Raw genomic sequence first — 26651 nt, forward strand, 5'->3', positions numbered from 1 at the left:
CTATTCTCGTTTTCTTTTATGTTTTGGGTAAACGGAATATTGGTTTCGATAGTCTTATTGAAACAATAGAACTGCTCCTTGTGCTCTATATAAGCTTACGCAGTATTTTTTGTATCTGTTTTATTGTGGACGACGATTCCTCTCCCATCGAATCACTGCGTCAAAGTTTTGAGATCACCAAAGATAATTTCTTTAAAACCCTGGGGGTATTTGCCTTTATTATATTCATAATGGCTATTGTACTTATTCCTGTAATAGCCTTTATAAGCTTACTTGGCTTTGATGAAAATAAAGAAGGACTGGTTTTCAGGCTTGCATTTTATTTTTGGTTTGTAATTGTATTTCCCTTTACACAAGTGATAATTATGGTTACTTACCGTAAACTCGTTTACAGCCACCAGGATGTAGACGATGACCTATCCGAAACCAATTAAAATGGGACTTAAATCTGCATTAAGTAAGGTATTCGCCGCTTTCGTTAACCGCGAGTTAAATAAGGTGCGTAAAAACGCTGTCTCGTTACAGCAAAAAGTTTTTACAGATCTGGTTCATGCAGCCAAAAACACCAGTTTCGGTGAAGATCATCAGTTTGAAGAGATCAATAATTACGAGGATTTTAAGCGTCTCGTACCTGTATATGATTACGAAGACCTTCGCCCTTATATTGATCGTGTAGTTAACGGCGAGGAAGATGTGCTTTGGCCCGGCAAACCTGCTTACCTGGCTAAAACATCAGGCACAACATCGGGGGTAAAATATATCCCCATCTCCAAAGAGAGCATGCCTGAGCATATCAAAGCAGCACGTAACGCTTTACTGAGCTACATCCACGAAACCGGTAAGGCCGACTTTGTGGATGGCAAAATGATATTCCTACAAGGCAGCCCGACCTTAGCCGAAAAGCATGGCGTATCAACAGGCAGGCTTTCAGGTATAGTTGCCCATCACGTGCCTGCCTATCTGCAAAAAAACAGGTTGCCGAGCTATGAAACCAATTGCATTGAAGATTGGGAACAAAAGGTTGATGCCATTGTAGAAGAAACTTTTAATGAAGATATGCGCCTCATCAGCGGCATTCCACCCTGGTGCCAGATGTATTTTGACAGGCTTTCGGCTAAAGGCGGCGGCAAAAAGGTAAAAGACATTTTCCCCAATTTTAAGCTTTATGTTTATGGTGGGGTTAACTATGAACCGTACCGTGCCCGTATAGAAGAAAGTATCGGTTTTAAGATCGATTCGATAGAAACTTATCCCGCTTCCGAAGGATTTATTGCCTTCCAGGATTCGCAGAAGGAAAAAGGTTTGCTCCTTTTAGTTGATTCAGGCATATTCTACGAGTTCATTCCATCCGAAGAATATTTTAACGAAAACCCAACCCGCATCAATATTAAAAATGTGGAATTGGATAGAAACTATGTACTGATCATGAACACCAGCGCGGGGCTATGGGGATATAGTATAGGCGATACTATTAAATTTGTTTCCAAAGATCCCTACCGCATTATTGTTACAGGCCGTATCAAACATTATATCTCTGCCTTTGGCGAGCACGTAATAGGTGAAGAGGTAGAGCATGCATTAATGAGCGTAGCTAAAGAAGAAGGCGTTGATGTGGTTGAATTTACAGTTGCCCCGCAGGTTAATCCGCCGGTAGGCCAACTACCTTACCACGAATGGTTTGTTGAGTTTGGGACGCCTCCTCCCAATCTTCAGGCTTTCGCCATAAAAGTAGATAAGGCCCTTCAGAATAAAAATATTTACTATTTTGACCTGATTGAAGGTAACATTTTACAACCTTTGGTAATCCAAAGCCTGCAAAAAGACGCCTTTATTAATTACATGAGGGCCGAAGGCAAGCTTGGAGGGCAAAACAAAGTACCGAGGCTGTCAAACGACAGAAAGATAGCCGAAGGATTAAAGAGTTTTATAAAATAGAGATAATTGAGTAACCAGGTAAAAAACATTGCCATTCTTGGCTCAACAGGCAGCATCGGTACACAAACACTTGATGTAATAAGGTGGAACAGCAATTTATTCAGGGCATTTTTGCTCACAGCACACTCCAATGCGGAGTTGCTGATTAGCCAGGCTATTGAGTTTGTGCCGGAGTACGCCATTATTTGCGATCAAAGTAAATATCAGGAGGTTAAACAGGCTTTAGCTCATTTACCGGTACAGGTACTTGCCGGTCACCAGGCCATTATTGATACGGTAACCCATCCCGAAATTGCAGTTGTGCTTACTGCCATGGTTGGCTTTGCCGGTTTAGAACCAACTATAGCCGCCATTAAAGCAGAAAAAGACATTGCCCTTGCTAACAAGGAAACACTTGTTGTTGCCGGAGACATAGTAACAGCTTTGGCTAAACAACATGAAGTTAAAATTTTACCTGTTGATTCGGAGCATTCGGCTATTTTCCAGTGCCTGGTTGGTGAGGATAATAATCCGATAGAAAAACTGATCATTACCGCTTCGGGCGGACCGTTCCGTGGTCGTGACCTCGACTTTTTAGCCAACGTCACCCGCGAAGAAGCCCTTAAACATCCAAACTGGGTTATGGGCGCTAAGATAACTATCGATTCGGCATCGTTAATGAACAAAGGTCTTGAGGTTATTGAAGCTAAATGGTTATTTGGTGTTGAAGCCGATCAGATTGAGGTGATAGTTCATCCGCAATCCATCATCCACTCGCTGGTACAGTTCAGAGATGGATCTATCAAAGCGCAATTAGGCGTGCCGGATATGAAACTCCCGATACAGTATGCCCTCACCTACCCAAACAGGGTTCCAACCAATTTCAAACGTTTCAGCTTTACCGACTATCCTAATCTCACTTTTGAAAAACCGGACCTCGAAACTTTCCGTAATCTAAGCTTAGCGTATACTGCTTTGAGGCAGGGAGGTAATATGCCCTGTATAGTCAATGCTGCTAACGAGGTGGCTGTTGCGGGCTTCCTTGACCGTAAAATAGGCTTTTTAACCATGAGCAGCATTATTGAGGAGTGTATGCAGAAAATAAATTTCATTGCAAACCCTACCTTAACCGACTATTTGAATACTGACAAAGAAACACGCATCTTTGCGCAAAATTATATACAGCAATTGCCCTCAAAAGCATTACAATTTTAATATTACATAAATATAAATAATGAGTATAGTGATCATGGTGGGCCAGCTTATACTGGGCCTTTCAATTTTGATAATTCTGCATGAACTGGGGCATTTCCTGGCGGCACGTGCCTTTGGCATTAAGGTAGAAAAATTCTACCTGTTTTTCGATGCCTGGAATGTGAGCCTGTTTAAATTTACATATAAAGATGTTGAATATGGTATTGGCTGGTTGCCGTTGGGTGGCTACGTTAAAATAGCCGGTATGATTGATGAGTCGATGGATACCGAGCAAATGGCAGGCCCGCCGCAGCCTTGGGAGTTTCGTTCAAAACCAGCCTGGCAGCGCCTTATCGTGATGCTTGGCGGTGTTACTGTGAACATCGTATTAGGTATTTTAATATTCTGGGTGTTAACTATGCGTTTTGGCGATAGCTATATCCCTAATTCGGCTGCAAAATATGGTATTGTACCGGGCGAGGTTGGTAAAAAAATAGGCCTTCAAATTGGCGATAAGGTTATCGCTATAAACGGGAAACCATTTGAGCGCTTTGATGATTTGACAAGTCCGCAAGTGTTACTGGATAATACCGTGTTTACTATACTGCGTGGTACCCAAACTCTGCAGATCAGCATTCCGCGTACCATTTTAAACGATTTGAATGATCACGATATAGAAGGCTTTATCAGCCGCCTGCCCCGTGCCAAATTTATTGTCGATTCGTTAGAACCAGGCAGCAATGCGGTAAAAGCCGGTTTAAAAAAGGGCGATAGTATTGTAATGGCTAACAACCATCCAATTATATTTTATGATGAATTACAAACCCAGCTGGTTGCCAATAAAGGTAAGCGTGTTGAATTGGGTATTAAACGTAATCATCAACTGGTTACTCTTCAGGCGCAAGTTACGCCTGAAGGCAAACTGGGCTTTTACCGTGCAAAAACTGATTTTCCAGATATCAGGACAATAAAGTATGGCTTTTTTGAAGCTCTTCCAATAGGAGCACAGAGAGCATGGGGTACTTTCAGGGATAATGCAAAAGGCATTGGTAAAATTTTCAAGGGCGATGTTAACCCTGGTAAAGCGGTAAGCGGCCCTGTAGCAATTGCCAGCCTGTTTGGTGGCACCGTAGATTGGGTACACTTTTGGACGCTGGTAGGCTTTCTTTCAATGGTATTGGCGCTAATGAACCTGTTGCCGATCCCGGCACTTGACGGAGGACACGCGGTATTCCTGATCATTGAGATGATCAAAGGCAAACCACTGAGCGATAAATTTCTTGAGCGCGCGCAAATTGTAGGCTTTGTAATATTAGTTACCCTGATGGTATTTGTTTTTGGTAACGATATCGTGAAGCTGGTGATGAAAAAGTAGAGATTAGTGGTTGGAGGTAGAAATTAGTTAACCTTCTGAAGCACATCATAAATATAACAAAACAGGCCTTTCTGTACTTGAAAGGCCTGTTTTGTTATATATAGAATTCATCAACTAATATCACATAGATCAATTGGATGATGCAACAGTCAGAAGGTATTAGCTTTTAGCCTTGTGCATTCTGCTTTCAGCCTCTTTTTTATACCGCCGGATCAGTCGGTTTAGGAGCTTCATAATTATCAGGAGTATCAAACGGTGAGCGTTCGTTTTTAAACACTGCGGCCGAGATCAGGCTTACAATTGTGCCGAAAATGGCGTATATAAAAACAACTCCCACTACAGCAAATACTGCAAAATATTTACGGGTCATACTTAAAGCGGCATCAATTTGATCCTGGCTTAATTTGCCATCTTCAGTCATCTTTTTCTGCGATGCGTCGATGATCTTATTTACCATTTCGGGGCTTAATATAGCATAGTAAACGTATGTAAATATGGCTATGAATACCCCGGTGAAAATAGTATACAAAAATCCTGATAAAAAGCCTTCGCCATAAGTTAAGTAGCCTCCAAGCTGATCCTTGTACTCTTTTTGGGAAAGAAACAAAAATGCCAGGAAAGGCAGAAAACTCAGGTATTTAAGGGATGAATTTGGATCGAGATCCAGGAACTGAAACGCATAAGTGATAACTATTGAAGTTACCAGGTTAATTAACGCCCATTTCAGGGCTGGTTGCGAGGGACTCGCCTTTTTTACTTCCATGATACAGGTATTTAGTGTTTGGTTAAAATTAACCAATAATTTATTAATCAGTTATACCATGTACATGTTTATTTTTAAATCAGTGAGGAGCTTATATAAGCAAAGCAGGCCCTTCAAAATTTGAAAGGCCTGCTTTGTTATACGGTTTCAGCTTTTGAATCAGGAAGCCGATCCTGCCGGTTCCCTCTTAAAGAACGCAGCAAAAATAATTGATAACACAAACAAGAATATAATGCTTATCCCTAACGATTGGATTTGTTGACCAATAGTAACCGTTTTTTCGGCATCAAAAGCTTTTTTCATCTCCACAATTTTAGCATCAGCTTCTTTCTTCTCTTCCGGTTTTGTGGTTTCATCCTTTAGTTTGTTCAGGGCACTAACCATTGCAGTTTCCGTTTTTTGAACCATATTGGGCTCTATTACTTTTGCAAAAACCTGGTCTTTAATAATAAAAACCATCAGATACGAAACAAAAAACATGATAAAAATTCCGGTACCAGCCTGCCGCATTGTCCATAGCCCTCCTATTTTAGCCCGCAGACTTAACGAAAATACGGCGGCCGCCGCTAACGGCAGAAAGTATGAAAACACCATTGAACCAATGGTGATGATCACAGCTGATTTGGCCAGCGTAACCATAAAATAAAAGTAAATAATGCTTATGGCTGATATTACCAACCCYAAGAATACCCCTTTGATCAATCCTTGCTTCTTTATCTTTTTATCTGTTTCTTCACTCATTTGGTGATTTATATTTACTTAAACGCTCTATGTATTATTAGAAACTAACCAGAATCTCTAAAACCGCCATATCAAATTCTTTATTGATAGCATTATCGGCAATCTCTTTTTTCTCTTCATCGGATGGATCAATATTCTGAAAAAAGCAGAGCATTGGGTAAAACAGTTCCTTAAGTTCTGAATCTTCCGGAATTGTCGTTGCCACTTTACTGATCTCAGATACCGCGCTTTCTATAAGGATCTGGTTTGCGATAACGGGCTCATAAATCCGGTACTCATCCTGGAACTCATCTTCATCGACTAATAAAAACTCCTTCAGGTAATCTTCCAGTTCCGGCTCAATATCTTCATCTTCGCACTCGTTAAGGTATAGCAAAAGATTAAGCAACTCGGTACCACGGTCAAGTGTTTCCTCTTCAATGCTCTCCCACTCCGGGGTGTCAAGATAATCTTCTTCCAGCTTTTTAACATCTGCGCTAAAGAAGTTAATCATGAGCAAATCGAAGAATATTTCGCGAAGCCCTTCTACTTGAGGGTTTTCATCAAAAACCGAATCAAGCTCATCTACTTTTGATAAAAAATCTTCGTCGGATGCAAAAACATCAGCAAACTCATCGGTTAACTGGGTTGCATCAAAGCTGTTGTATTTTGAGAAAGCCTCAAGCGCTGCTATGAAGGCGGTTTCTATTTTTGGATCGATCATAGGTATATTATTTAAAGATTTGTTGATTGTTGTAAGTTAACAATACTTTACCTTTTAAACTGTGCCCGATATACGGCGAGTTTGCAGATTTAGATTTGTTGTTAGCAGCACTATATTCCCATTCGGTATCTGTATCAAAAACTACCAGGTTGGCATTTTCTCCCTCTGCAACAACCGGTGTTTCAATACCAAGTATTTCACGTGGATTAATAGCCAGTTTTTCAACTATAAGTTCAACCGGCAGGCCGGCTCTTAATGCCAGAGAAAAGGCAGTTTGCAAACCTGTTATACCATATTCGGCAACTTCAAACTCCACATCTTTAAATTCAATTTCATGTGGGGTATGTTGCGATACTATGGCGTCAATAGTTCCGTCTTTTAACCCTTTTATCAGCGCGGCTACATCATCGGCAGTACGCAGCGGTGGTTTAACTTTATACAAACTGTCGAAACCTAAAAGAGCTTCGTCAGTCAGCACCAGGTGGTGTGCAGCAACATCGCAGGTAACTTCGATACCCTTGCGTTTGGCCTCGCGGATCAACTCAACCGAACGGGCAGTTGATATGGTGGTAAAATGGATGCGCGATACAGTGTACTCGGCCAGATAAAGATCACGGGCAACCATCAGCTCTTCGGCCAGGGAGGGAATACCCTTCATACCCAGCAGTGTGCTGATCTCGCCTTCATTAACCTTCGCTTTACCGGCTATCGCTGTATCCTCAGGATAAGAGAAAACCAGCGCATCAAAACCTTGCGCATACAGCAAAGCCCTTTCCATTAAACCGGCGTCCTGCACCGGGCGACTGCCGTCCGTAAAAGCTTTGGCACCGCTTTGGTACATATCGTACATTTCGGCAAGATCTTTTCCTTCGCGTTTTTGCGATATGGTACCCAAAGGGTAAACATCAACCAAATTACCTTTTGCACGGTTAAGCAGGTACTCCACTTCTGATTTTGAGTGCACAGGTGGTTGACTGTTTGGCATCAGCGCTATACCCGTAAAGCCACCGGCTGCAGCTGCGGTGGTACCCGAACGAAGATCTTCTTTGGTCTCCAGACCTAATTCGCCTATGTTACAGTTAAGGTCGAAAAAACCGGGGGATACATACTTGCCTTCGGCGTCAAACAGTTCGGCATCAGCGTCAATATCTTCGGCTATGCGGGTGATAACACCATTTTCAATTAAAATATCGGCAACTTGTTGATGAAAGGATGATCCGGGATCAAGAATAGTGGCTGATTTGATAAGCAAATTCATTAGCACTGCTTTATGTGTAGATTTTATCGAACTATCCTGCCTGAATAATACCCTGTTGATCAGGCTTATATAGCCTAATTAACAATATTTCTGCAAGCAGGAAGATCAACGCCAAAATTATACAAAGTTTCCATAATTGTGTGCCAAAATTTGATTCGGCCACAACGCTTTTTATTGAGCCGTTACCCGCTGTTAATAAGGGTTTTGCATTTGGTAGTAGTTTTTCCAGGTCGGCTGCTGTAAAATAACTCATGTCTGATTCGGCCCGGTTATCATTAAAAGCAAGGGTAGCCAATGTACTGTCCTGTTTCCTGAGCGAGTAAATTCCCGGCTCGCGTAACTGATCTGAAACATACAACAATGTGCTCCCCTCCCGCTGTTTTACATCAGGGATAATGCTTTGATCGCCTTTGCTAAGTTTAAGCAATTGCTTTTCTGTAGTTTGCACCGGCGGCACCTCAAAGTTTTCATCAGCACCGAGCGTATAAAACAAGGGCTGATCATGCCCGCTTAGCAAGGCCATCCTGAATAGTACCGGCACAAACAGGGCATGCCTCGGTAAATTGCTAAAGTCTTCGTTAAGCGGCACTGCAGATATATACACATTTCCCTTTCCACTGGTATAACTTTCCCAAAAAGGCTCGCCGGTAGCAAGGTTCATCAGGCTTTCCTGTTTAGCACTGCTTTTACTTAACTGGTAATATTTTTTAACCAGCGGCAGGTCGGGGTTTTGAGGAAAACTTTCAAATACATTTTTAAATACCGGGCTCTGCCTGTTAATGGAAGCTACTTTTACATCCTGTGTTACCAATTTTTCAGGATATCCGGTGTTTAAGCCTAATAAAAAAGATTTATAATTAGCCAGGTCGGCATCTATCGATGGAAACACTACCAGCGTCCCTCCTTTTGTTACATATGTTCGTAGCTGCTGGGCCAGTCCGGTAGCAATTGTTTTAATATCGCTGATAATAATTATGGGATAAGTATTCAGCGCCGCGTAGTCAACATTACCATCAGCAACTCTTGTTGCGGCAAAGAAAGCATCCGAGGCAAAAACAGCTTTTAAATAAGGATTTGGCATGCCGCCGTCAATTAGCAACACAGGCATTTGCTGCTTTACATTAAAGCTGAAATAAAACTGGTTATCAAATGTAACAGGGTTATCCTGCAACTGGATCTCGCCGCGTTGCCAGCCGGCTTTTAAACCCGAGAAGGATAAAGTATCATTTTGAACTCCGCGTGCACTGATGCTGAAGCTACCAAGCGCTTTCTGTTCGCCATTGATCAATACTTTAAGCGGGATCTTTTCGGCTTTTTCGGCAGCATAGTTATGCAGGCGCACAACCAGCTTTTCACTTTCACCCGACCGATGTACAGCGCTAAGCAACCAAACCGAATCAACCGCCACATTGGGCAGGTTTCCGGCCTTAAGTTGTATAAGGTTGAGGGCTATATTACTATCAGCCTTTACGGGTTTATCATTCCTTCCTTTTTGAAAATCTGAAATGATAAACACCGATTTGGTAGTACCGATCTGACTTTCCAATAAGTTTTCCTGCCTGCTGATCACCTGCTGCAGATTCCTGCTTTGGGGGCTGGACTTAACCGCATCGACAGCATCGTTAAACTCATCGCGACTAAGCAGCCGTTGATGTTTACCTTCAAAATCCTGTGTGAGCAGTTGAAACCGATCATTAATATTATAAGCCGAAGCTATTTCCTTAGCACGCCGTTTAGCTTCATCAAGCAATGAACCTTCACGGTTTAGGGTTTCCATGGAGTAGGAATTATCTACAAAAACACTGATCACCTGCTGCTTACCGGCATTAGCATTTTGAGCGCCCGGAATATACGGACGGGCAAATGCCAGTACAAGGAACAACAATGCAAGCAAGCGTGAAGCCAGGATCAGGCGTTCCTTTAAATTGCGGCGCGACGCCTGTTGTTCCTGCACCTCTTTTAAAAACTGTACATTACTGAAATAAACCTTTTTGTATTTACGAAAATTGAATAGATGGATCACAACCGGGATAGCCAGGCTCAGCAACGCGAATAGAAAAGCGGGATATAAAAAATACATATTTTATATAGGTGGTTGTGCTATTTGCAAATGTGCTAATTAAATTTATAAATATGCAGATGTGCAAATTTCAAATGTGCAGATGCCATTGGTAACACTAAGGAGGCGATAGCGCTTTCAAATGATGTATAAATAAATATATTTGACGCATACATCAATCTACTTAAAATGGAATACAGAAAATTAGGCGAAAGTAAACTTAGCGTATCGGCAATAACCTTTGGTGCGTGGGCTGCAGGCGGTTGGATGTGGGGCGGTAATGATGATCAGGAAGCTATTGACGCGATGCGTGCCGCTTATGATCTCGGAATAACTTCAATTGACACAGCTCCAGTTTATGGCCAGGGCAAAAGTGAAGAATTGGTTGGAAAGGCCATAAAAGACCTTCCCCGTGATAAAGTACAAATCCTGACCAAGTATGGCCTGCGTTGGGATTTGGCCAAAGGCGAATTCTTTTTCAAGAGCAAAGACAATAGCGGCAAAGACATAGATGTTTATCGTTATGCAGGCAAAGACAGCATTATAGCCGAGTGTGAAAGCAGTCTTAAACGCCTTGGTACAGATTATATCGACCTGTACCAGATCCATTGGTCGGACAAATCCACTCCCATAGATGAAACCATGGAAGCTATTTTACGCTTGCAGGAACAAGGCAAGATCCGCGAAGCCGGCGTATGTAATTACAGCGTAAGCCAAATGCAAACGGCTGCCAAAACTATTAAACTGGTAGCTAACCAGGTTCCGTTTAGTATGGTTAACCGTGCTATTGAGGATGAACTGATTCCCTATTGCATTGAGAATAGGAAAGCGATCTTGGCTTACAGTCCGCTTGAACGCGGTTTGCTGACCGGCAAAATGAAACCCGGCCAAAATTTTGGCGAAGGCGATCACCGTGCAGGCGTTAAATACTTTACGGATCAAAATATCGAGCGTACCAATGCTTTGCTTGCTAAAATAAAACCGTTGGCAGATGAAAAAGGAGCTACTCTTGGACAACTGGTTATCCGTTGGACAATCAATCATCCTGGTATAACTGTTGCGCTGGTTGGTGCCCGTAATGCCGAACAATCTATCCAAAATGCGAAGGCTATCAACATCCATATTAATGGAGAAGAAATGGAATATATCAACAACCAGTTAAGTGACCTGGTTATCGCTGGATAACATCGTTAACTATGCGAAGAGCCTAACGGTTCTTCGCATAGCATATAAACTAAAATCAATTAAATCAATTAAATCAATTAAATCAATTAAATCAGTGGCCAATTTTTCTATCTTCCATTTATGAAAAGATCGCTGTTACTATTTCCTTTATTGCTTGCATTAAGGCTATCCGCTCAAAACGCGCAGCAAATCCATCAAAAGGCTATTTTAATTGATACCCATAACGACGTTATTTCAAACGAACTGATAACCAAAGCCGATTTGGGGAAGCGTCAAAGCGAGGGAAATTTCGATCTTGTTCGTGCTAAAGAAGGTGGACTTGATGCGCAGATCTTTTCTATATGGTGTGGTGAAAGCTATGGCAAAGGGACAGCTTTTGCTTTTGCCAACCGTGAAATAGACTCGCTGTATGCACTTATAAAACGCAATCCTGATAAAATAACTTTAGTACGCAATACCAAAGAACTTAAAAAAGCTGTTGCTGATAAAAAGCTGGCAGCATTGATAGGTGTTGAAGGCGGACATATGATCGAGGACAGGATAGATTATATCGACAGCCTTGCTAAACGCGGCATGCGTTATCTCACCTTAACATGGAATAACAGTACTTCGTGGGCAACTTCGGCACGGGATGAGGTTACTAAAAAGGATAGCCTGAAACATTTAGGTCTTACAGATTATGGCAAACAAATAGTAAAACACCTGAATGACCTTGGTGTTATGGTTGATGTATCGCACGTAGGCGAACGTACTTTTTACGATGTACTGGCTACCACATCAAAACCAGTTATCGCTTCACATAGCTGCGCCTATAGTATTGATCCCAACCGCCGTAATTTAAGAGATGATCAGTTAAAAGCCCTGGCAAAGAACGGCGGCGTTGTATGCCTCAATTTTTACAGCGGTTTTGTTGATAGTACCTATACGCCAAAGGTGCTTAAGTTCCTGGCCCTACATAAAGCCGAGCTTGATTCACTAACCAAAGTTTATCACGATGTCGACCTGGCTAATATCAGATTGAACGTTATGTACAAAACAGAATCGGACAAGATCAGGCCGCCGCTTGAGCTTCTGATCAAACATATCGATTATATAGTAAAACTGATAGGAGTTGATTATGTGGGCATTGGATCGGATTTTGACGGAGCAGAATCATATCCGCTTGGCCTAAACAGCGTAAGTGATTACCCTAAAGTAACCGGTGAATTGCTGAAATTGGGCTATAGTAAAAAAGATATCAATAAAATATTAGGGGGAAATGTGATGCGGGTACTTGCTGCCAATACAGGCAAATGATGTCACTTTGTTGACGATATGTGCTTTGCCTTATGCGCTTAAAATTGTAAATTCGCAACTCATTTATAATAAAATGTCTCAAGAAACTGAACACGTAAAATGCCTGATCATTGGCTCAGGCCCTGCAGGTTATACTGCAGCAATATATGCTTCCCGTGCTGATCTTAAACCGGTTATGTATACTGGTTTACTGGCAGGCGGTCAGCTTACACAAACTACCGAAGTTGAAAACTTCCCGGGCTATCCACAAGGAATCATGGGTCCGGAACTGATGGAAGATTTCCGTAAACAAGCCGAGCGCCTGGGTACCGACATCCGCTTTGGATATGTTAGCTCTGTTGATTTTTCAAGCTTGCCGCACAAAGTTGTAGTTGATGAAGTGAAAACCATTACTGCAGATACCGTAATTATTTCGACCGGGGCTTCGGCTAAATGGCTCGGTTTGGAGTCAGAACAAAAATATAGCGGGTTCGGTGTTTCGGCCTGTGCTGTTTGCGATGGCTTCTTTTTTAAAGGTCAGGATGTAGCCATAGTTGGTGCCGGCGATACCGCCGCTGAAGAAGCGACCTATTTAGCTAAATTGGCCCGTAAGGTATATATGATCGTTCGCAGGGATGAGTTTCGTGCTTCAAAAGCAATGGTTCACCGTGTATTGAACACCCCGAACATCGAAATTTTATATAATACCGAAACCAAAGAAATTTTAGGCGATGGCCAAAGCGTTACCGGTGTTAAGGTGATCAATAACCAAACTAATGCCGAAACCGATCTTGACGTTACAGGATTTTTCGTAGCAATTGGTCACCATCCTAATACTGATATTTTTAAAGGTTGGTTACATATGGACGAAACCGGTTATATCATCACCCGCCCAGGTTCAACCGAAACCAACGTTGAAGGCGTATTTTGTGCAGGTGATGCACAAGATCACATCTATCGCCAGGCTGTAACAGCAGCAGGTACCGGCTGCATGGCCGCCATCGACGCGGAGCGTTACCTGGCAGCTAAAGAGCATGTGGTGACAGCTTGATTTGAGTGATTAGATATTAGAGGTAAGAGATTAGTCTTTTAGCCTCAGAAAAGCGATAGGTATAACCTATCGCTTTTGTTATTTATAAAAAGATCCTATTATTAAATTCGCGAATAGCCTGGCCGAAGGCAACGCCATATTCTGAACCTGGATTTGGGGAGATTTTTTGGATGTACAGGATTCCCCCCGTTGCCGTGTCCTCACGGCAACTTATCCGCTTTAAAATGATGCATAGATGTTGTCGTGAGGACACGACAACGGGTGGAGATCCCCTTGAAGCTGAATTAAACAGATTATAGTAATCCGGTCAGACAAGTACCTAATCAATTAACAAACTAATTTTTTACATACCAAAACTTCTTATATTTTTTTAAAAAGATTTATCTTACGGGCTCATACTAACCTGATTGATAAATTATGTATAAAAAGGCTTCTTTGATACTGCTTGCTATGCTTGCAGTGTGTACCACTGTAAATGCACAAGACAGCGATCCAAACCTGGGTATCATCCCTGTCCCTGTTTCATTGAAAAAAGCTCCCGGCCAATTTGTGTTGAGCCAGGAAACCACTATCCAGGCGGATACGCCTTCAAACAGAGCTGTAGTATTTTTTAAAGATTACCTTGCTAATAACCAGGCTTATAACAAGCCCGTTATTGTTAAAAGCGGCACAAGTACAAATGTTATAACCCTTACAACCGCCGGTACCGATGGTTTGCCTGCCGAGGGTTATCGTTTAACTATTACTCCGCAACAGGTTATTGTTGCAGGCAAGGGAGCCGGATTATTTTACGGTGTGCAAACCCTGTTGCAATTAATGCCGGCCGAGCATGCCGCTACCATTAAGCTGCCATGTGTGCAGGTTGAAGATTACCCTCGTTTCGGCTATCGTGGCGCTATGCTCGATGTTGGTCGCCACTTTTTTGGGGTAGAAATGGTTAAAAAATACATTGACCTCCTGGCTGCCTATAAGCTAAATACTTTTCACTGGCACCTTACTGAAGACCAGGGCTGGCGTATCGAGATAAAAAAATACCCGAAACTCACCCAGATCAGCAGTATGCGTGCGCAAACGCTGATCGGCGGTTACCGCGACCGTACCCCTCAGCAATTTGACGGCACTCCTTACGGTGGATTTTACACACAAGATCAGATCCGCGAGGTGGTAAAATATGCGTCGGACAGGTTCATTAACATCGTACCTGAAATTGAAATGCCCGGCCATTCGCAGGCTGCACTGGCCGCTTATCCTGAATTAAGCTGCGATCCGTCAAAAACTTATAAACCAGCCGAAACCTGGGGGGTGTTCAATGATATTTACTGCCCTAATGAAAAAACGTTTGCTTTTTTACAGGATGTGTTAACCGAGGTGATGGCACTTTTCCCAAGCAAGTACATCCATATTGGTGGTGACGAGGCTCCAAAAGATGCCTGGAAAAACTCGCCTTTTTGCCAACAGTTGATCAAAAAGCTAAAGCTGAAAGATGAACATGCGCTGCAAAGCTATTTTATACAACGCATTGAAAAATTTGTAAACTCTAAAGGTCGCAGCATTATTGGCTGGGACGAGATCTTAGAGGGTGGCCTTGCCCCTAACGCTACCGTAATGAGCTGGAGAGGTGAAGAAGGCGGTATTGCAGCGGCACAGCAAAAACACGATGTGATCATGACGCCGGGAAGTAACGGCTTATACATTGACCATGGCCAGGGCAAACCAAGCCAGGAGCCATTAAGCATTGGCGGTAACGAACCACTTTCAAAAATTTACAGCTACAATCCTACTCCGGCTGTATTAACACCTGATGAGCAAAAATACATCAAAGGTGTACAAGCTAATTTATGGACAGAATATGTGGCAACAGATGCCAAAGTTGAGTTTATGCTGCTGCCAAGGCTCTTAGCCCTTTCGGAAGTGGCATGGTCGCCGTTGGCTAATAAAAATTACGCTGATTTTGCGGATACCCGTTTACCGGGCCATTTGGCGTGGCTGGATAAAAATGGCTTTGATTACCACGTGCCAACAGCCATCGGCGCTAAAGATACCGTAATGATTGGCAATAAGTTAACTGCCGTGCTGAAGCCATCTGTTGAGGGTGCAAAAGTTCATTATACAATTGATGGTTATACCCCGCGTGAAACAGACTTAATCTACACCATTCCATTGAATTTGGATATACCTGTTGACCAATACCGCGAGTTGCAAACCATTGTGATCACCCCATCAGGTAAGCGAAGCAACGTAACCACTACATTGGTTTATAATAAAGCACCAATGCCGGCCGTTAGTTATACAGGTGCAGCAACAGGGCTTAAATACCAGGTTTTTCCCGGTCTTTATACCAGCACAAACCAATTAGGCATTATGCCTGCCGATAGCGGTGTTACTAAAACCTTCAATACGGCCGATCTGCGAAAAAATAAAGGTAAATACGGTGTAATTTATTCAGGATTTATTAATATTGATACCGATGGCGTTTATGGTTTCTCAACATCATCTGCAGGTGGTTCGGTTTTATTAATTGACGACCAGCCGGTGGTTAATAATGATGGAAAACATACCATGAATGAGCAGATGGGTGCTGCACCGTTATTGAAGGGTTACCATAAAGTGACCGTAAAATATTTTGACCAGGGTACCGGTCCTGTAGCATTAAGGGTGTTTGTTACTGCACCCGGTAAAGCAAAGGCCGAGTTAACCCCAGATACGTTATATAACTAAGCAGAACTATATAAAAAATATGACTAACAGGTTTTACCTTTTTGCGTTTGCGATGAGCGCATTAATGGCAGGATGCGGCAGGCAGGAAATAAAAACGCCTGCCGCTCCAACGGCACCTAAAAAGCCGGGATTGATGGCGCCTTTCAGGTTTCATAAACTGATAGAGGTATCGCCGGGGCAGAGCTATGACGTTTTGAGCTGGGGCCGTGGCGCGGAAGAAGCCGGATCATTCATGATACTGCATTCAGATTCGTCGGCTATAAAATATACCACAACCACCGGAGATCTGGATGGTGCTATTATTGATGTTTACAATTCGGATATGGATGTGGATGGCAACCCGGAAATCCTGATCCAGGCAAAATCAAAAGATACAACCAATTACACATCCATCTACGCTTTTGAGTTTAACGACAACAACAGTAAGGCAAATAAGCTTGATTTTCCGAAGCTAACCAGTTCCCAACGGAAAGGTTACCGTGGTAATGATAACTTTTATATCAGGGATGGTAAGTTGATGCGTGAGTTCCCGATCTTCAACGGTACTGGTAAAGAGGCAAAACCGTCGGGTGCAAAACGTCAGTTGGAATATGGTTTACGCGGTAATGAATTTACCGTAAAACAGCTGAGCAAGGACTCTACTGATGTAAGCACTAAGACATCTAACAACCAACCTGCTAAAGTTGATGAGAAGAAGTCATCAGATAAACAAAATTCTTCTTCTTCAAAATCATCAAAGAAAAAGCATAAGAGGCATAGAGGATAATACACAACCGTCATCGCGAGGCACGAAGCAATCCCCTGCAGGCAGGTCCGCCCTGTATAGTTCGCGATTGCTTCGTGCCTCGCAATGACGGTTTATTTATATCTTATCTCCAAACAATTTCAGTAAAGGATTTTAACTAATCTCTTATCTCCAATCTCTAATCACTAAAAACTAAGTCTGTATCACCCCTACATTAAAAGCCTTTTCAATTGGCGCATGATTAGCCGCTTCAACCCCCATCGATATCACCTTACGAGTTTCAAGCGGATCGATTATCCCATCAACCCAAAGACGGGCTGCCGCATAATATGGGGTTGTTTGCGAGTTATATCTATCTGTTATCTGTTTTAACAATTCAGCTTCTTTTACAGCATCTACCTCTTCCCCTTTGGCTTTGAGTCCTGCTGCCTGGATCTGTAAAAGGGTTTTGGCTGCTTGTCCGCCGCCCATTACTGCTATTTTAGCTGATGGCCATGCATAGATCAATCTTGGGTCGTAGGCCTTGCCACACATGGCGTAATTGCCAGCCCCATAGCTGTTGCCTATAACAATCGTAAACTTAGGCACTACCGAATTTGCTACCGCATTTACCATTTTTGCACCGTCTTTAATGATCCCGCCCTGCTCCGAGCGACTGCCCACCATAAAACCGGTAACATCCTGTAAAAACACCAGCGGAATCTTTTTTTGATTACAATTCATGATAAAGCGCGTAGCCTTATCCGCCGAATCAGAATAGATCACCCCGCCAAACTGCATCTCACCCTTTTTCGATTTGATCACCTTGCGATGATTGGCCACAATTCCTACAGCCCAGCCATCAATGCGACCCAATCCGCAGATAATAGATTGTCCATAACCATCTTTGTAGGGTTCAAATTCGGAGTTATCCAACAGGCGAAGGATGATCTCCATCATGTCATATGCTTTCTCCCGGTTATCTGGCAGGATGCCATAAATTTCTTTTTCATTGAGTTTTGGAGCCGATGACTGGATCCTGTCGAAACCGGCTTTGGTATAATCGCCTGTCATGCTCATGATATTCCGGATGGAATCAAGCGCGGCCTGATCGTTAGGCTGCTTATAATCGGTTACGCCGGAGATTTCGCAGTGCGTAGTAGCGCCGCCGAGGGTTTCGTTATCTACATCTTCACCAATGGCCGATTTTACGAGGTATGATCCCGCCAGGAAAACAGAGCCTGTGCCTTCTACGATCATGGCCTCATCGCTCATAATGGGCAGGTAAGCTCCGCCCGCCACGCATGAACCCATAATGGCGGAAATCTGGATAATCCCCATACTGCTCATGATGGCATTGTTACGAAAGATCCGGCCAAAATGCTCCTTATCCGGAAAAATCTCGTCCTGTAAAGGCAAATAAACGCCCGCCGAATCAACAAGATAAATGATAGGAAGTTTATTTTCGATAGCTATTTCCTGAGCGCGAAGGTTCTTTTTTGCCGTGATCGGGAACCAGGCCCCGGCCTTTACTGTAGCATCATTGGCAACAACAACACATTGCCTGCCCGATATGTATCCAATGCCACATATAACACCACCTGATGGGCAACCACCATGTTCAGCATACATCCCATCGGCTACAAAAGCACCGATCTCCAGCCATGGTTTATCTTTATCAATCAGGTAAGCCACCCTTTCACGGGCAAGCATTTTTCCTTTTTCCTTTTGTTTGGCAGCTGCCTTTTCGCCGCCGCCCTGGTATACTTTGTTAAGCCGGGTGTTTAGCTCATAAACAAGCTGCTTATTAATATCTTCATTTTTATTAAATTCGATATTCATAATTGGTTTTAGATAGGACAGGTAATTTAGGAAGAATTATAATAATAAAGCTACAGAGTTCTCATCCTGACTATCACATGCCACCGGATAAACAGCCATATATGTTGTTATTTTCGTTTTAATGGTCTTATGCCCATTATTTCATAATTCTCATCTATGGTAATACTAAGTATTTCGTTTGGCGGTTCCAAATTATCATCAGCACGCCGATATCGTAAATTACCCCACATAGTATTGCCCAACGTTAATTGAACTCCTGTAGTGCTCAATTCCCACTTATCATTTTCAACCTCCTTCTGCAATGCAGCTAACTGCTCGTTTGTTACCTGGCTTGCTATTTGTTTGGCTATATATTTTCGCGCTCCATCAAAATTACCAGCTGTTAATGCAGTTAAAAATAATTTAACTTTTTTATCGGCATCAATTAACTTCTGTTTGTCGAGTTTAAGAGAGCCTTCATCTGCTGTCTTGTTATTTACGTACAGTCTTATCCTATGAGTTGGGGTTGTAGTAACATTTCTTTGCTGTAAGTATTTATTTGAAAGTGTTACATACATCTCAACTTCAACGCTATCCTTGCTAAAATTATCCTTACGGTCAAATTTCCCGGCTTCTATTTGCGACAGGTCGTCCAAACTGCCTGTTGTTGTGCCTTCGCCAAATTGCTTTTGAACTAACGCAAGTAATTCCTTATATTTTTTAATAAATGATTGAAGGCTGTCAACTGAATGTTTAGAAGCCTGGTGAGTAAAATTAGTTTCATCCCATTCATAAAGTATTCTATAAATGGACGAATCAGTTTTTAAAGGGAAATAATACACCAATAAGTCAGGCAGTTTCTTATCCCTTTCTTTGCGACGGTAACCGATAGGCTGCCCTACATCGTGACCAGTAATGTATTGGTTTTTAATTTCAAATGGAATGCTCTTTATTTCTGCTTCCTGCTTTATAAATTCATTGACCTTCTTATGCTTAATATCGAGCGCAATTTGAGCAAAGATTGCAACAGGGCAGCTTAGTAATATTAAAATGATAATGATTTTTTTCACGTGATTTAATTTAGGCCAAATACAAATTTAGCAAAGTAAGTCAATAAGCTCGTTTTACTTTTAGCTACGCGGAGATTTGTTGTAAAGGCTAAGTAAGGTTTCTGTCTTTAAACCATACTTCATCCGGTTTGGCTTTGAAAGTATCCATCAGATTTACCAGTTCTATCGGATCGCCCGAAGTAAGGATCAATTCACGGTTGGCCGGCTTCAGGAAACGCTGTTCAACCATTACATCCATCTGTTTAAGCAACAGATCATAAAAACCGTTTACGTTTAACAGGCCGATGGGGTGGTTATGCAAGCCCAACTGAAGCCAGGTCAGTACCTCAAAAAATTCCTCAAGGGTACCCCAACCACCAGGAAGCGTAATGATGCCATCACTAAGGTCATTCATCATTTGTTTACGCTGATGCATATTCTCAACGATATGCAACTCAGTTAAACCGGTATGGCCAACTTCTTTATCCATTAAAAATTGCGGGATGATACCGATGGCCTTGCCTCCCCTGCTTAACACAGCATCGGCCATTAAACCCATAACACCAACTTTACCGCCGCCAAATACAAGGGTAATATCGCGGCTCACCATTACTTCGGCCAGTTGATCAATTGCTTGTTTTAATATAGGGTCGCCATTAAAATTAGCGCCGCAGAATACACAAATAGACTTCATATACGCAAAAATAAAAGTTTAAAATTAAGCGATGAATAACTGTTGATCATTATTTATATGACCAGTTTACATTGTGGTATTATTAATATATTTAAAAAAAATATCACATGAAAAAACCTATTTTAACCATTATCACACTTTTTATTATTGCAACGCAAGCATTTGCGCAAAACCTTACCATTCCTAAAGTTGAGCAAAAGGATGATCAATCAACAATTATTAAAAAGGTTGAAACCAACAATCTTTATACTATTGTAACTTTTGAAAACTACGCTTATCAGGATAAGGCGTGGGTGCAGCTCAACAAGGAGATTTATCTGCAAACCGATTTGAGCAACGCACATTATGACTACGTTAAATCAGAAAACATAGCCATGGCGCCCAATAAAGACGTATTAAAAAAGGCCGGCGATAAACTTGAATTTAAAGTATATTTTAAAAAAATACCTGCTACCGCAAATTCAATCGATATAATAGAGCATGCCGGGTTAAACAAATCGGGAGTAAGCTATTTTAATTTTTACAATGTTAGTTTAACTGAACAAGTTACTTTAAGCAATCATGTTAAAGTAACAAATGTAGTTTTGCTTCCTCCTCCGCCGATACAAAGCGACACAACCACCACAGGTTTATCATATGGGAATCCTTCCAATGAAATGCAAAACGCGATGAGTTCTATGGGGCCAATGTATGCATCTATGGCAAAATCAGTGCTTGATGCCCAGCTTGCCTACTTTAAGCAACCAGGTAAAATATCCGAAATAGCTAAATTAAATAAAGACTATTTTGATGCACTTGTTAAAGCAGGTTTCAATTACGACCAGGCATTAAAGATCATCACCTCCAGTAGTTTGATTCCTAAGTCATCATCTGTACCCGGCCAATAAGGCTATTAAAACAAAAGAGCCTGAAAGTACAGTAAACTTAAGCTTACTGTATCTTCAGACTTTTTATTTTATGCAGTTTATATTAAGAATTACCTGCTTGTATAGTTAGGTGCTTCTTTGGTAATGGTAATATCATGTGGATGGCTTTCACGCATACCGGCAGCTGTGATCCGTACAAATTTGGCACGTTGCAGGTCTTCGATATTGGCTGCACCACAATAGTGCATACCGGCACGTAGGCCACCAATGTACTGAAATATCACTTCGGCCATGCTGCCTTTAAATGGCACGCGACCAACAATACCTTCAGGAACCAGTTTGGTTACCACGTCGGTTTCATCCTGAAAGTAACGGTCTTTTGAACCTTTTGCCATAGCCTCAACCGAACCCATACCGCGGTATGATTTAAATTTACGGCCTTCGTATATAATAGTTTCGCCTGGTGATTCTTCAACACCTGCAAATAATGAACCAGCCATGATTGAGCTTGCACCGGCAGCTATAGCTTTAACAATATCGCCGGTTTGTTTAATACCGCCATCGGCAATTACCGGGACACCACGGCCTTCCAATGCTTTGGCGCACTCATATACCGCGTATAATTGTGGTACTCCTACCCCAGCTATGATACGGGTAGTACAAATAGAGCCAGGACCAATACCAACTTTAACAGCATCGGCACCAGCATCGGCAAGGGCAATAGCGGCATCGCCCGTGGCAATGTTACCGGCAATTACCTGTAAATTAGGGTAAAGCTTTTTAACTGCTTTAACCATATCAATAACTCCTTTTGAATGGCCGTGAGCTGTATCAACGGTAACAACGTCCACACCTGCGTTAACCAGGGCGGTTACACGGTCAATATTGTCAGCAGCAACACCAACAGCAGCACCTACGCGTAAACGGCCGTATTCGTCTTTACAGGCGTTAGGGAAGTTTTTAACTTTCTGAATATCTTTATAAGTGATCAGACCTACCAGTTTCCCATCTTTATTAACAACAGGTAGTTTCTCAATCTTATTACTTTGCAATATGTTGGCAGCATCGGTTAAGGTAGTCCCTTCCGGTGCAGTGATCAGGTTTGTTTTGGTCATTACTTCACTTACGGGAACGCTCATGTCCTTTTGGAAACGAAGGTCACGGTTGGTGATAATACCTTTCAAGTTATGATCTGCATCAATAACGGGGATACCACCAATGCTAAATTCCCTCATGATTTGGAAAGCATCTGCAAGCAGCGCATCTTCCAGTAAAGTAACCGGGTCCTGGATCATGCCGCTTTCTGAGCGTTTCACCTTGCGCACTTCGTCGGCTTGTGCCTGTATGGTCATGTTTTTGTGTAACATGCCTATACCGCCAGCCTGTGCAATGGCAATAGCCAGCTCAGCCTCGGTAACGGTATCCATAGCGGCCGAGATGATGGGAATGTTTAACCGGATGCTTTTAGTTAAGTAAGTTCCGGTATTCACTTCGCGTGGTAAAACTTCTGAATAAGCCGGGAGTAGTAAAACGTCGTCGTAAGTTAATCCTTCGGCAACAAATTTTGATGGGTCTAACTGCATAGCAAATAATTATTTTGGAGTTATTATTTGCCGGGCAAAGGTAATAAAATATTTCGGATTAAGGAATTTCGATTTCGGATTTATTTAAAATTGCCTTGAGATGATAATTCAGGATTTGGGATTTCGAATGTTCAATTTCGGATTTATTTTATTTTACCGCTCGAATCTATTTAAGGTTTGGGATGCTCGCTATCTAATTCGCCGTTAAACAAATTCGAAATCGAACATCCCAATTCCGAAATCAATCAATATTTCCCTACTATCACTTTGTAAAACTGGTCGAAATTAAAATAAGTATTAGCCAGTTGGATCAGCTTATCGGAAGTTATGTTTTTTACAGTTGCCGTGTACCTGTCGTAGTAATCATAATCCAAACCTGCAAAATAGATGGTTTTGAATTTATCGGCATGCGAAAACACATTTTCAAGGCTGCCCAGTAGTGAGCCAAGCATATAATTGCGCACCAATGATAGCTCCCCTTCAGGCACCAGTTCAGTTTTCAGGATATTTATTTCCTTTTCAATTTCCGCTACTGCCAGCTTGCAAACATCAGCTCCAACCTCGGTAGCTATAAAAAATGAGCCACCTTGCTTAAACGAGGCCAGTCCTGAACCTATACCATAGGTATATCCCTTATCCTCACGGATATTGGCCATCAGCCTTGAACCAAAATAACCACCAAATACAGTATTTAAAACCTGTAAAGGTTGAAAGTCCTCGTGCGAACGGTTGATGATAGGCGTACCTATCCTGATCGCTGACTGTAGCGCTTCCGGTTTCTCCGTAAAATAGAACAGCTCAGCTGCTGCCTTAATATCGGGTTGGATTGTAGCACCCAGTTCAGATGTATTTGGCCAATTTTCATCAAACGTATCCGTAAGCAGTGTTAGCGTTTCGGGTTCAACTTTACCAGCTATGATGATAGTGCAATTTGAAGGCTGATACATTTTTTTGTAATGGGCCAGCATATCTTCATGTAGCAGGGTTTGATAGTCGGGCATTTCAGAGGCATAACCAAAAATGGTAGCTCCATAAACCGCCCTGTTAAACACACGGCGTGCCACCACGTCATTTTTTTGCAGGCTAACCTGTAGTTTTTGCTGTTGGTTACGCTTAAAAGTTTCCAATTCCTTTTCGGGGAAGATTGAATTGTTAAGGATATCAGCAATAACCGGCAAGGTGTGGTGCAGGTGTTTATTTAAGCTGTATAGCGTAACCTGCGAGCTTTCGTAACCATAATCAACCTGCAAAAAAGCACCATAAAAGTCAATTTTATCAGCAATTTGCGCAGCGGTTAAAGTTGTAGTACCATCGGTAAGCATGGAGTTTACTGCCATGTTAAGCAACGGTTTTGCCGGATCAAAGCTAAGGTTACCAAAGATCCACTCAATACGCACCAATTCCTGGTCGCCGGAGTTAAAGCAAAAAACGTTACAACCATTGCCAAGCTTCTGATGCTCCGGCCTAATCAGGCTTATATTATCGATAGCCCTGAATTCAGGAGCTAATTGTCTGTTGATCATATGTATATCATTTGACCTTGATTGGCTCGATTTTAGGATTTCCTGATCAAAATAAACTCGATCCATCAGGGCAATCCCAAAATCCAATAAATCAAGGTTCTGTTTTACTTCTCTGCTAAATAAATAAGCGTTGATGAATTATCTTTTCTGAACAGTTTATTGGCCTGCTCTTTTACCTGGGCGGCACTTACGGCAAGATATCTTGCTGTTTCATGGTTGATCAGGTCTGCATCGCCAAGCAGCTCGAACGAGGCCAGGTTCATCGCTTTATCCAACAACGACATTTCTGAAAATATCATGGTCGATTCGGTTTTGTTCTGAACTTTGGTAAGCTCGTCGGCAGGGATCTCTTCGGCTTTAACTTTCTCCAGCTCATCCCATAAAGCAGCTTCCGCCTGTTCAATACTGATGCCTTCGAGCGGTTTGCCTTCTAACACAAATATTCCTTTATCTAGGCTGCCCGTAATATAGGCATGCACTTCGCTAAAGATCTGTTTTTCCTTGATGAGCGATTTGTACAGCCGTGATGAATTGCCGCGCGAAAGGATATCTGAAAGCAACTCAACCACATAGTAATCATCATCAATACGTGTACCCATCTGAAACGCGATATACACATCATTAAGCGGTACCTTAGCAGTTACCGTTTCACGGCGGGCTTCCAGTTGCTTTGACTCCTGTGGCAGATTGCGGTGATATTTTTCACCGGCAGGGATCGGGCCAAACCATTTTTCAGAAAGCTCTTTTACCTGTTCTGTTGTAATATTGCCCCCTACTACCATGATGGCATTTTGCGGGTTGTAATGTTTTTTAAAGAAAGCTTTTACATCCTCAATCCGGGCATCCTCAATATGTTTAATAGTTTTACCAATGGTGGCCCAGCGGTAAGGATGTGTTTTATAAACCAGCGGACGAAGCTTTAACCAAACATCACCATATGGCTGGTTAAGGTAGCGTTGCTTAAACTCTTCAATAACCACGTTACGCTGCACCTCAAGGCTTTTTTCGCTAAAGGCAAGGCTCAGCATCCTGTCGCTCTCAAGCCAAAAGGCCGTTTCCAGATTAGCCGATGGTAAGGTGATATAATAGTTAGTGATATCGTTGCTGGTAAAGGCATTGTTTTCGCCCCCTACCCTTTGCAGTGGTTCGTCATAAACAGGAATATTTACAGAGCCGCCAAACATGAGGTGTTCAAATAAGTGGGCGAAACCGGTTTGCTCAGGATCTTCATCGCGTGCACCAACATCATACAGAATATTGAGCACGGCCATAGGTGTGGTATTATCTTCATGCACAATAACCCTGAGGCCATTGTCAAGTGTAAATCGGTTGAATTTAACCATGTATCTATTAAATTTTTAATACGGATAGCAAATGTATAACTTTTGGTGACATTGAAAGTGAATGCCAAAAATGAACAACTGTTTTAGGTTAGGCACCGGTATTTTTTTACTTTTAAGCTACCAATGACCTGCGACGAACTTACCCAAAAAATAGCGAATACCATAGGCAAGCTTAAGGTGCTTGAACTAAGCCGTATTTTGACCGAACAACAGTTTGATTTGTACGATTTAATAGATATTACCTTTCATCCTGACAAACCTCTCGGTTTTCGTGCGGCATGGCTGCTGGAAAATATGTTTTTAAAAGATTCGGCTGTTTTTACCAATAATCTCGAATATTTAATTGAACGGCTACCACAGGTTACCAACCCCGGCTGCCAGAGGCATTATGCAAAAATATTAATGCACGCAAGTGAAGAAAAGGAACAATCCCCGGTAAAACAAAAGCTGAACAGCCTTGATCTTGAACCTGCTATTGAACAGCTTTTCGACTGGATGATAGATCCAAAAGTAAAAATAGCAGTGAAAGTGTTTGCCGGCTGGGCTTTGCTCAATTTGCGGTTCCGTTATCCCTGGGTGGCGGATGAACTGCCTGCACAGCTTGAGTTTTTAATGCGTAGTGGTACCGCAGCTATCCAATCGGCAGGGAGGAAAATGATGAAGGAACTAAAGTCAAACCCGCTCTAAATCTCCCCTGAAGGGAAGACTTTGAAAATTGACCATAAAAGCCAAAAGCCGCCAACAAATACCCCGCTGTCCCTACAGAAATATTTGTCGCCGACTTTTAACTTAAGATTTTCGACTTAAGGCTA

22 protein-coding genes are annotated in these 26651 nt (G+C 42.2%); 11 read left to right on the forward strand and 11 right to left on the reverse strand.

The window, feature by feature from the left end; genetic code table 11:
• The 4 genes from AC1DUD_RS28450 to rseP all read left to right on the forward strand — a co-directional run.
• Nucleotides 1–434 (forward strand): glycerophosphoryl diester phosphodiesterase membrane domain-containing protein (locus tag AC1DUD_RS28450; RefSeq protein ID WP_477380850.1); only part of this gene is annotated, 434 nt, incomplete at its 5' end.
• Nucleotide 435: 1 nt separating this feature from the next.
• Nucleotides 436–1935 carry a GH3 auxin-responsive promoter family protein gene (locus AC1DUD_RS28455; protein ID WP_477380852.1) on the forward strand — a complete coding sequence of 500 codons (1500 nt, stop codon included), beginning with the start codon at nucleotides 436–438 and terminating at the stop codon, nucleotides 1933–1935.
• Nucleotides 1936–1941: 6 nt separating this feature from the next.
• Nucleotides 1942–3129 (forward strand): 1-deoxy-D-xylulose-5-phosphate reductoisomerase, encoded by a 1188-nt coding sequence (locus tag AC1DUD_RS28460; RefSeq protein WP_477380854.1) that lies wholly within the window; start codon nucleotides 1942–1944, stop codon nucleotides 3127–3129.
• A gap of 19 nt (nucleotides 3130–3148) precedes the next feature.
• Nucleotides 3149–4483, forward strand: a complete 1335-nt coding sequence (gene rseP / locus AC1DUD_RS28465) for an RIP metalloprotease RseP (protein WP_477380856.1) — start codon at nucleotides 3149–3151, stop codon at nucleotides 4481–4483.
• Between the two features lie 199 nt (nucleotides 4484–4682).
• Here rseP and AC1DUD_RS28470 read toward each other — a convergent pair whose 3' ends face one another.
• The 5 genes from AC1DUD_RS28470 to AC1DUD_RS28490 all read right to left on the reverse strand — a co-directional run bounded on the left by AC1DUD_RS28470 (nucleotide 4683) and on the right by AC1DUD_RS28490 (nucleotide 10028).
• A complete protein-coding gene (locus tag AC1DUD_RS28470) occupies nucleotides 4683–5246 on the reverse strand; it encodes a DUF4199 domain-containing protein (RefSeq protein ID WP_477380858.1) in 564 nt (187 codons plus the stop codon).
• 159 nt (nucleotides 5247–5405) lie between these two features.
• Nucleotides 5406–5987: a DUF4199 domain-containing protein gene (locus AC1DUD_RS28475; RefSeq protein ID WP_477380860.1), complete on the reverse strand. Its 582-nt coding sequence runs from the start codon at nucleotides 5985–5987 to the stop codon at nucleotides 5406–5408.
• A gap of 37 nt (nucleotides 5988–6024) precedes the next feature.
• Entirely contained in the window at nucleotides 6025–6690 is a 666-nt protein-coding gene (locus AC1DUD_RS28480) for a hypothetical protein (RefSeq protein WP_477380862.1), read from the reverse strand.
• A 7-nt stretch (nucleotides 6691–6697) separates the two neighbouring features.
• The gene (locus AC1DUD_RS28485) at nucleotides 6698–7948 is read right to left on the reverse strand and encodes a dihydroorotase (protein WP_477380864.1); all 1251 of its coding nucleotides are present in this window, start codon (nucleotides 7946–7948) and stop codon (nucleotides 6698–6700) included.
• Between the two features lie 31 nt (nucleotides 7949–7979).
• Nucleotides 7980–10028 (reverse strand): BatA domain-containing protein, encoded by a 2049-nt coding sequence (locus AC1DUD_RS28490; protein ID WP_477380866.1) that lies wholly within the window; start codon nucleotides 10026–10028, stop codon nucleotides 7980–7982.
• Between the two features lie 168 nt (nucleotides 10029–10196).
• Here AC1DUD_RS28490 and AC1DUD_RS28495 point away from each other — a divergent pair, with 168 nt between their 5' ends.
• The 5 genes from AC1DUD_RS28495 (at nucleotide 10197) to AC1DUD_RS28515 (ending at nucleotide 17002) form a co-directional block, all read left to right on the forward strand.
• A complete protein-coding gene (locus tag AC1DUD_RS28495) occupies nucleotides 10197–11192 on the forward strand; it encodes an aldo/keto reductase (RefSeq protein WP_477380868.1) in 996 nt (331 codons plus the stop codon).
• A 120-nt stretch (nucleotides 11193–11312) separates the two neighbouring features.
• Nucleotides 11313–12488, forward strand: a complete 1176-nt coding sequence (locus tag AC1DUD_RS28500; RefSeq protein ID WP_477380870.1) for a dipeptidase — start codon at nucleotides 11313–11315, stop codon at nucleotides 12486–12488.
• A gap of 73 nt (nucleotides 12489–12561) precedes the next feature.
• The gene (trxB, locus tag AC1DUD_RS28505) at nucleotides 12562–13518 is read left to right on the forward strand and encodes a thioredoxin-disulfide reductase (RefSeq protein WP_477380872.1); all 957 of its coding nucleotides are present in this window, start codon (nucleotides 12562–12564) and stop codon (nucleotides 13516–13518) included.
• Between the two features lie 417 nt (nucleotides 13519–13935).
• Nucleotides 13936–16236, forward strand: coding sequence for a family 20 glycosylhydrolase (locus tag AC1DUD_RS28510; protein ID WP_477380874.1), 2301 nt, complete (start codon nucleotides 13936–13938; stop codon nucleotides 16234–16236).
• A 19-nt stretch (nucleotides 16237–16255) separates the two neighbouring features.
• The gene (locus AC1DUD_RS28515) at nucleotides 16256–17002 is read left to right on the forward strand and encodes a hypothetical protein (protein WP_477380876.1); all 747 of its coding nucleotides are present in this window, start codon (nucleotides 16256–16258) and stop codon (nucleotides 17000–17002) included.
• Nucleotides 17003–17173: 171 nt separating this feature from the next.
• Here AC1DUD_RS28515 and AC1DUD_RS28520 read toward each other — a convergent pair whose 3' ends face one another.
• The 3 genes from AC1DUD_RS28520 to AC1DUD_RS28530 all read right to left on the reverse strand — a co-directional run bounded on the left by AC1DUD_RS28520 (nucleotide 17174) and on the right by AC1DUD_RS28530 (nucleotide 20524).
• Nucleotides 17174–18802 (reverse strand): acyl-CoA carboxylase subunit beta, encoded by a 1629-nt coding sequence (locus AC1DUD_RS28520; protein ID WP_477380878.1) that lies wholly within the window; start codon nucleotides 18800–18802, stop codon nucleotides 17174–17176.
• Nucleotides 18803–18909: 107 nt separating this feature from the next.
• The gene (locus AC1DUD_RS28525) at nucleotides 18910–19851 is read right to left on the reverse strand and encodes a hypothetical protein (RefSeq protein ID WP_477380880.1); all 942 of its coding nucleotides are present in this window, start codon (nucleotides 19849–19851) and stop codon (nucleotides 18910–18912) included.
• A gap of 88 nt (nucleotides 19852–19939) precedes the next feature.
• A complete protein-coding gene (locus AC1DUD_RS28530; RefSeq protein WP_477380882.1) occupies nucleotides 19940–20524 on the reverse strand; it encodes an LOG family protein in 585 nt (194 codons plus the stop codon).
• 107 nt (nucleotides 20525–20631) lie between these two features.
• On the opposite strand from AC1DUD_RS28530, the gene AC1DUD_RS28535 reads away from it, so the two are divergent.
• Nucleotides 20632–21411, forward strand: a complete 780-nt coding sequence (locus tag AC1DUD_RS28535) for a hypothetical protein (protein ID WP_477380884.1) — start codon at nucleotides 20632–20634, stop codon at nucleotides 21409–21411.
• 89 nt (nucleotides 21412–21500) lie between these two features.
• Here AC1DUD_RS28535 and guaB read toward each other — a convergent pair whose 3' ends face one another.
• The 3 genes from guaB to AC1DUD_RS28550 all read right to left on the reverse strand — a co-directional run bounded on the left by guaB (nucleotide 21501) and on the right by AC1DUD_RS28550 (nucleotide 25839).
• Nucleotides 21501–22973 carry an IMP dehydrogenase gene (gene guaB / locus AC1DUD_RS28540; protein ID WP_477380886.1) on the reverse strand — a complete coding sequence of 491 codons (1473 nt, stop codon included), beginning with the start codon at nucleotides 22971–22973 and terminating at the stop codon, nucleotides 21501–21503.
• Between the two features lie 245 nt (nucleotides 22974–23218).
• Nucleotides 23219–24496 (reverse strand): M16 family metallopeptidase, encoded by a 1278-nt coding sequence (locus AC1DUD_RS28545; protein ID WP_477380888.1) that lies wholly within the window; start codon nucleotides 24494–24496, stop codon nucleotides 23219–23221.
• Between the two features lie 104 nt (nucleotides 24497–24600).
• Complete coding sequence (locus tag AC1DUD_RS28550) at nucleotides 24601–25839, reverse strand: M16 family metallopeptidase (RefSeq protein ID WP_477380890.1); 1239 nt, start codon at nucleotides 25837–25839, stop codon at nucleotides 24601–24603.
• A gap of 123 nt (nucleotides 25840–25962) precedes the next feature.
• On the opposite strand from AC1DUD_RS28550, the gene AC1DUD_RS28555 reads away from it, so the two are divergent.
• On the forward strand, nucleotides 25963–26526 hold the full coding sequence (locus AC1DUD_RS28555) for a hypothetical protein (RefSeq protein WP_477380892.1): 564 nt from the start codon (nucleotides 25963–25965) through the stop codon (nucleotides 26524–26526).
• Nucleotides 26527–26651: the final 125 nt, after the last annotated feature.

The sequence above is a fragment of the Mucilaginibacter sp. P4_A11 genome (assembly GCF_056402535.1).

What these genes read in the sequence shown, in the direction of transcription:
- AC1DUD_RS28455 (WP_477380852.1), top strand. Translation starts at nt 436, where the DNA reads ATGGGACTTAAATCTGCATTAAGTAAGGTATTCGCCGCTTTCGTTAAC.
- rseP (WP_477380856.1), top strand. Translation starts at nt 3,149, where the DNA reads ATGAGTATAGTGATCATGGTGGGCCAGCTTATACTGGGCCTTTCAATT.
- AC1DUD_RS28470 (WP_477380858.1), bottom strand. Translation starts at nt 5,246, where the DNA reads ATGGAAGTAAAAAAGGCGAGTCCCTCGCAACCAGCCCTGAAATGGGCG.
- AC1DUD_RS28480 (WP_477380862.1), bottom strand. Translation starts at nt 6,690, where the DNA reads ATGATCGATCCAAAAATAGAAACCGCCTTCATAGCAGCGCTTGAGGCT.
- AC1DUD_RS28485 (WP_477380864.1), bottom strand. Translation starts at nt 7,948, where the DNA reads ATGAATTTGCTTATCAAATCAGCCACTATTCTTGATCCCGGATCATCC.
- AC1DUD_RS28490 (WP_477380866.1), bottom strand. Translation starts at nt 10,028, where the DNA reads ATGTATTTTTTATATCCCGCTTTTCTATTCGCGTTGCTGAGCCTGGCT.
- AC1DUD_RS28495 (WP_477380868.1), top strand. Translation starts at nt 10,197, where the DNA reads ATGGAATACAGAAAATTAGGCGAAAGTAAACTTAGCGTATCGGCAATA.
- AC1DUD_RS28500 (WP_477380870.1), top strand. Translation starts at nt 11,313, where the DNA reads ATGAAAAGATCGCTGTTACTATTTCCTTTATTGCTTGCATTAAGGCTA.
- trxB (WP_477380872.1), top strand. Translation starts at nt 12,562, where the DNA reads ATGTCTCAAGAAACTGAACACGTAAAATGCCTGATCATTGGCTCAGGC.
- AC1DUD_RS28510 (WP_477380874.1), top strand. Translation starts at nt 13,936, where the DNA reads ATGTATAAAAAGGCTTCTTTGATACTGCTTGCTATGCTTGCAGTGTGT.
- AC1DUD_RS28515 (WP_477380876.1), top strand. Translation starts at nt 16,256, where the DNA reads ATGACTAACAGGTTTTACCTTTTTGCGTTTGCGATGAGCGCATTAATG.
- AC1DUD_RS28520 (WP_477380878.1), bottom strand. Translation starts at nt 18,802, where the DNA reads ATGAATATCGAATTTAATAAAAATGAAGATATTAATAAGCAGCTTGTT.
- AC1DUD_RS28530 (WP_477380882.1), bottom strand. Translation starts at nt 20,524, where the DNA reads ATGAAGTCTATTTGTGTATTCTGCGGCGCTAATTTTAATGGCGACCCT.
- AC1DUD_RS28535 (WP_477380884.1), top strand. Translation starts at nt 20,632, where the DNA reads ATGAAAAAACCTATTTTAACCATTATCACACTTTTTATTATTGCAACG.
- guaB (WP_477380886.1), bottom strand. Translation starts at nt 22,973, where the DNA reads ATGCAGTTAGACCCATCAAAATTTGTTGCCGAAGGATTAACTTACGAC.
- AC1DUD_RS28545 (WP_477380888.1), bottom strand. Translation starts at nt 24,496, where the DNA reads ATGATCAACAGACAATTAGCTCCTGAATTCAGGGCTATCGATAATATA.
- AC1DUD_RS28550 (WP_477380890.1), bottom strand. Translation starts at nt 25,839, where the DNA reads ATGGTTAAATTCAACCGATTTACACTTGACAATGGCCTCAGGGTTATT.
- AC1DUD_RS28555 (WP_477380892.1), top strand. Translation starts at nt 25,963, where the DNA reads ATGACCTGCGACGAACTTACCCAAAAAATAGCGAATACCATAGGCAAG.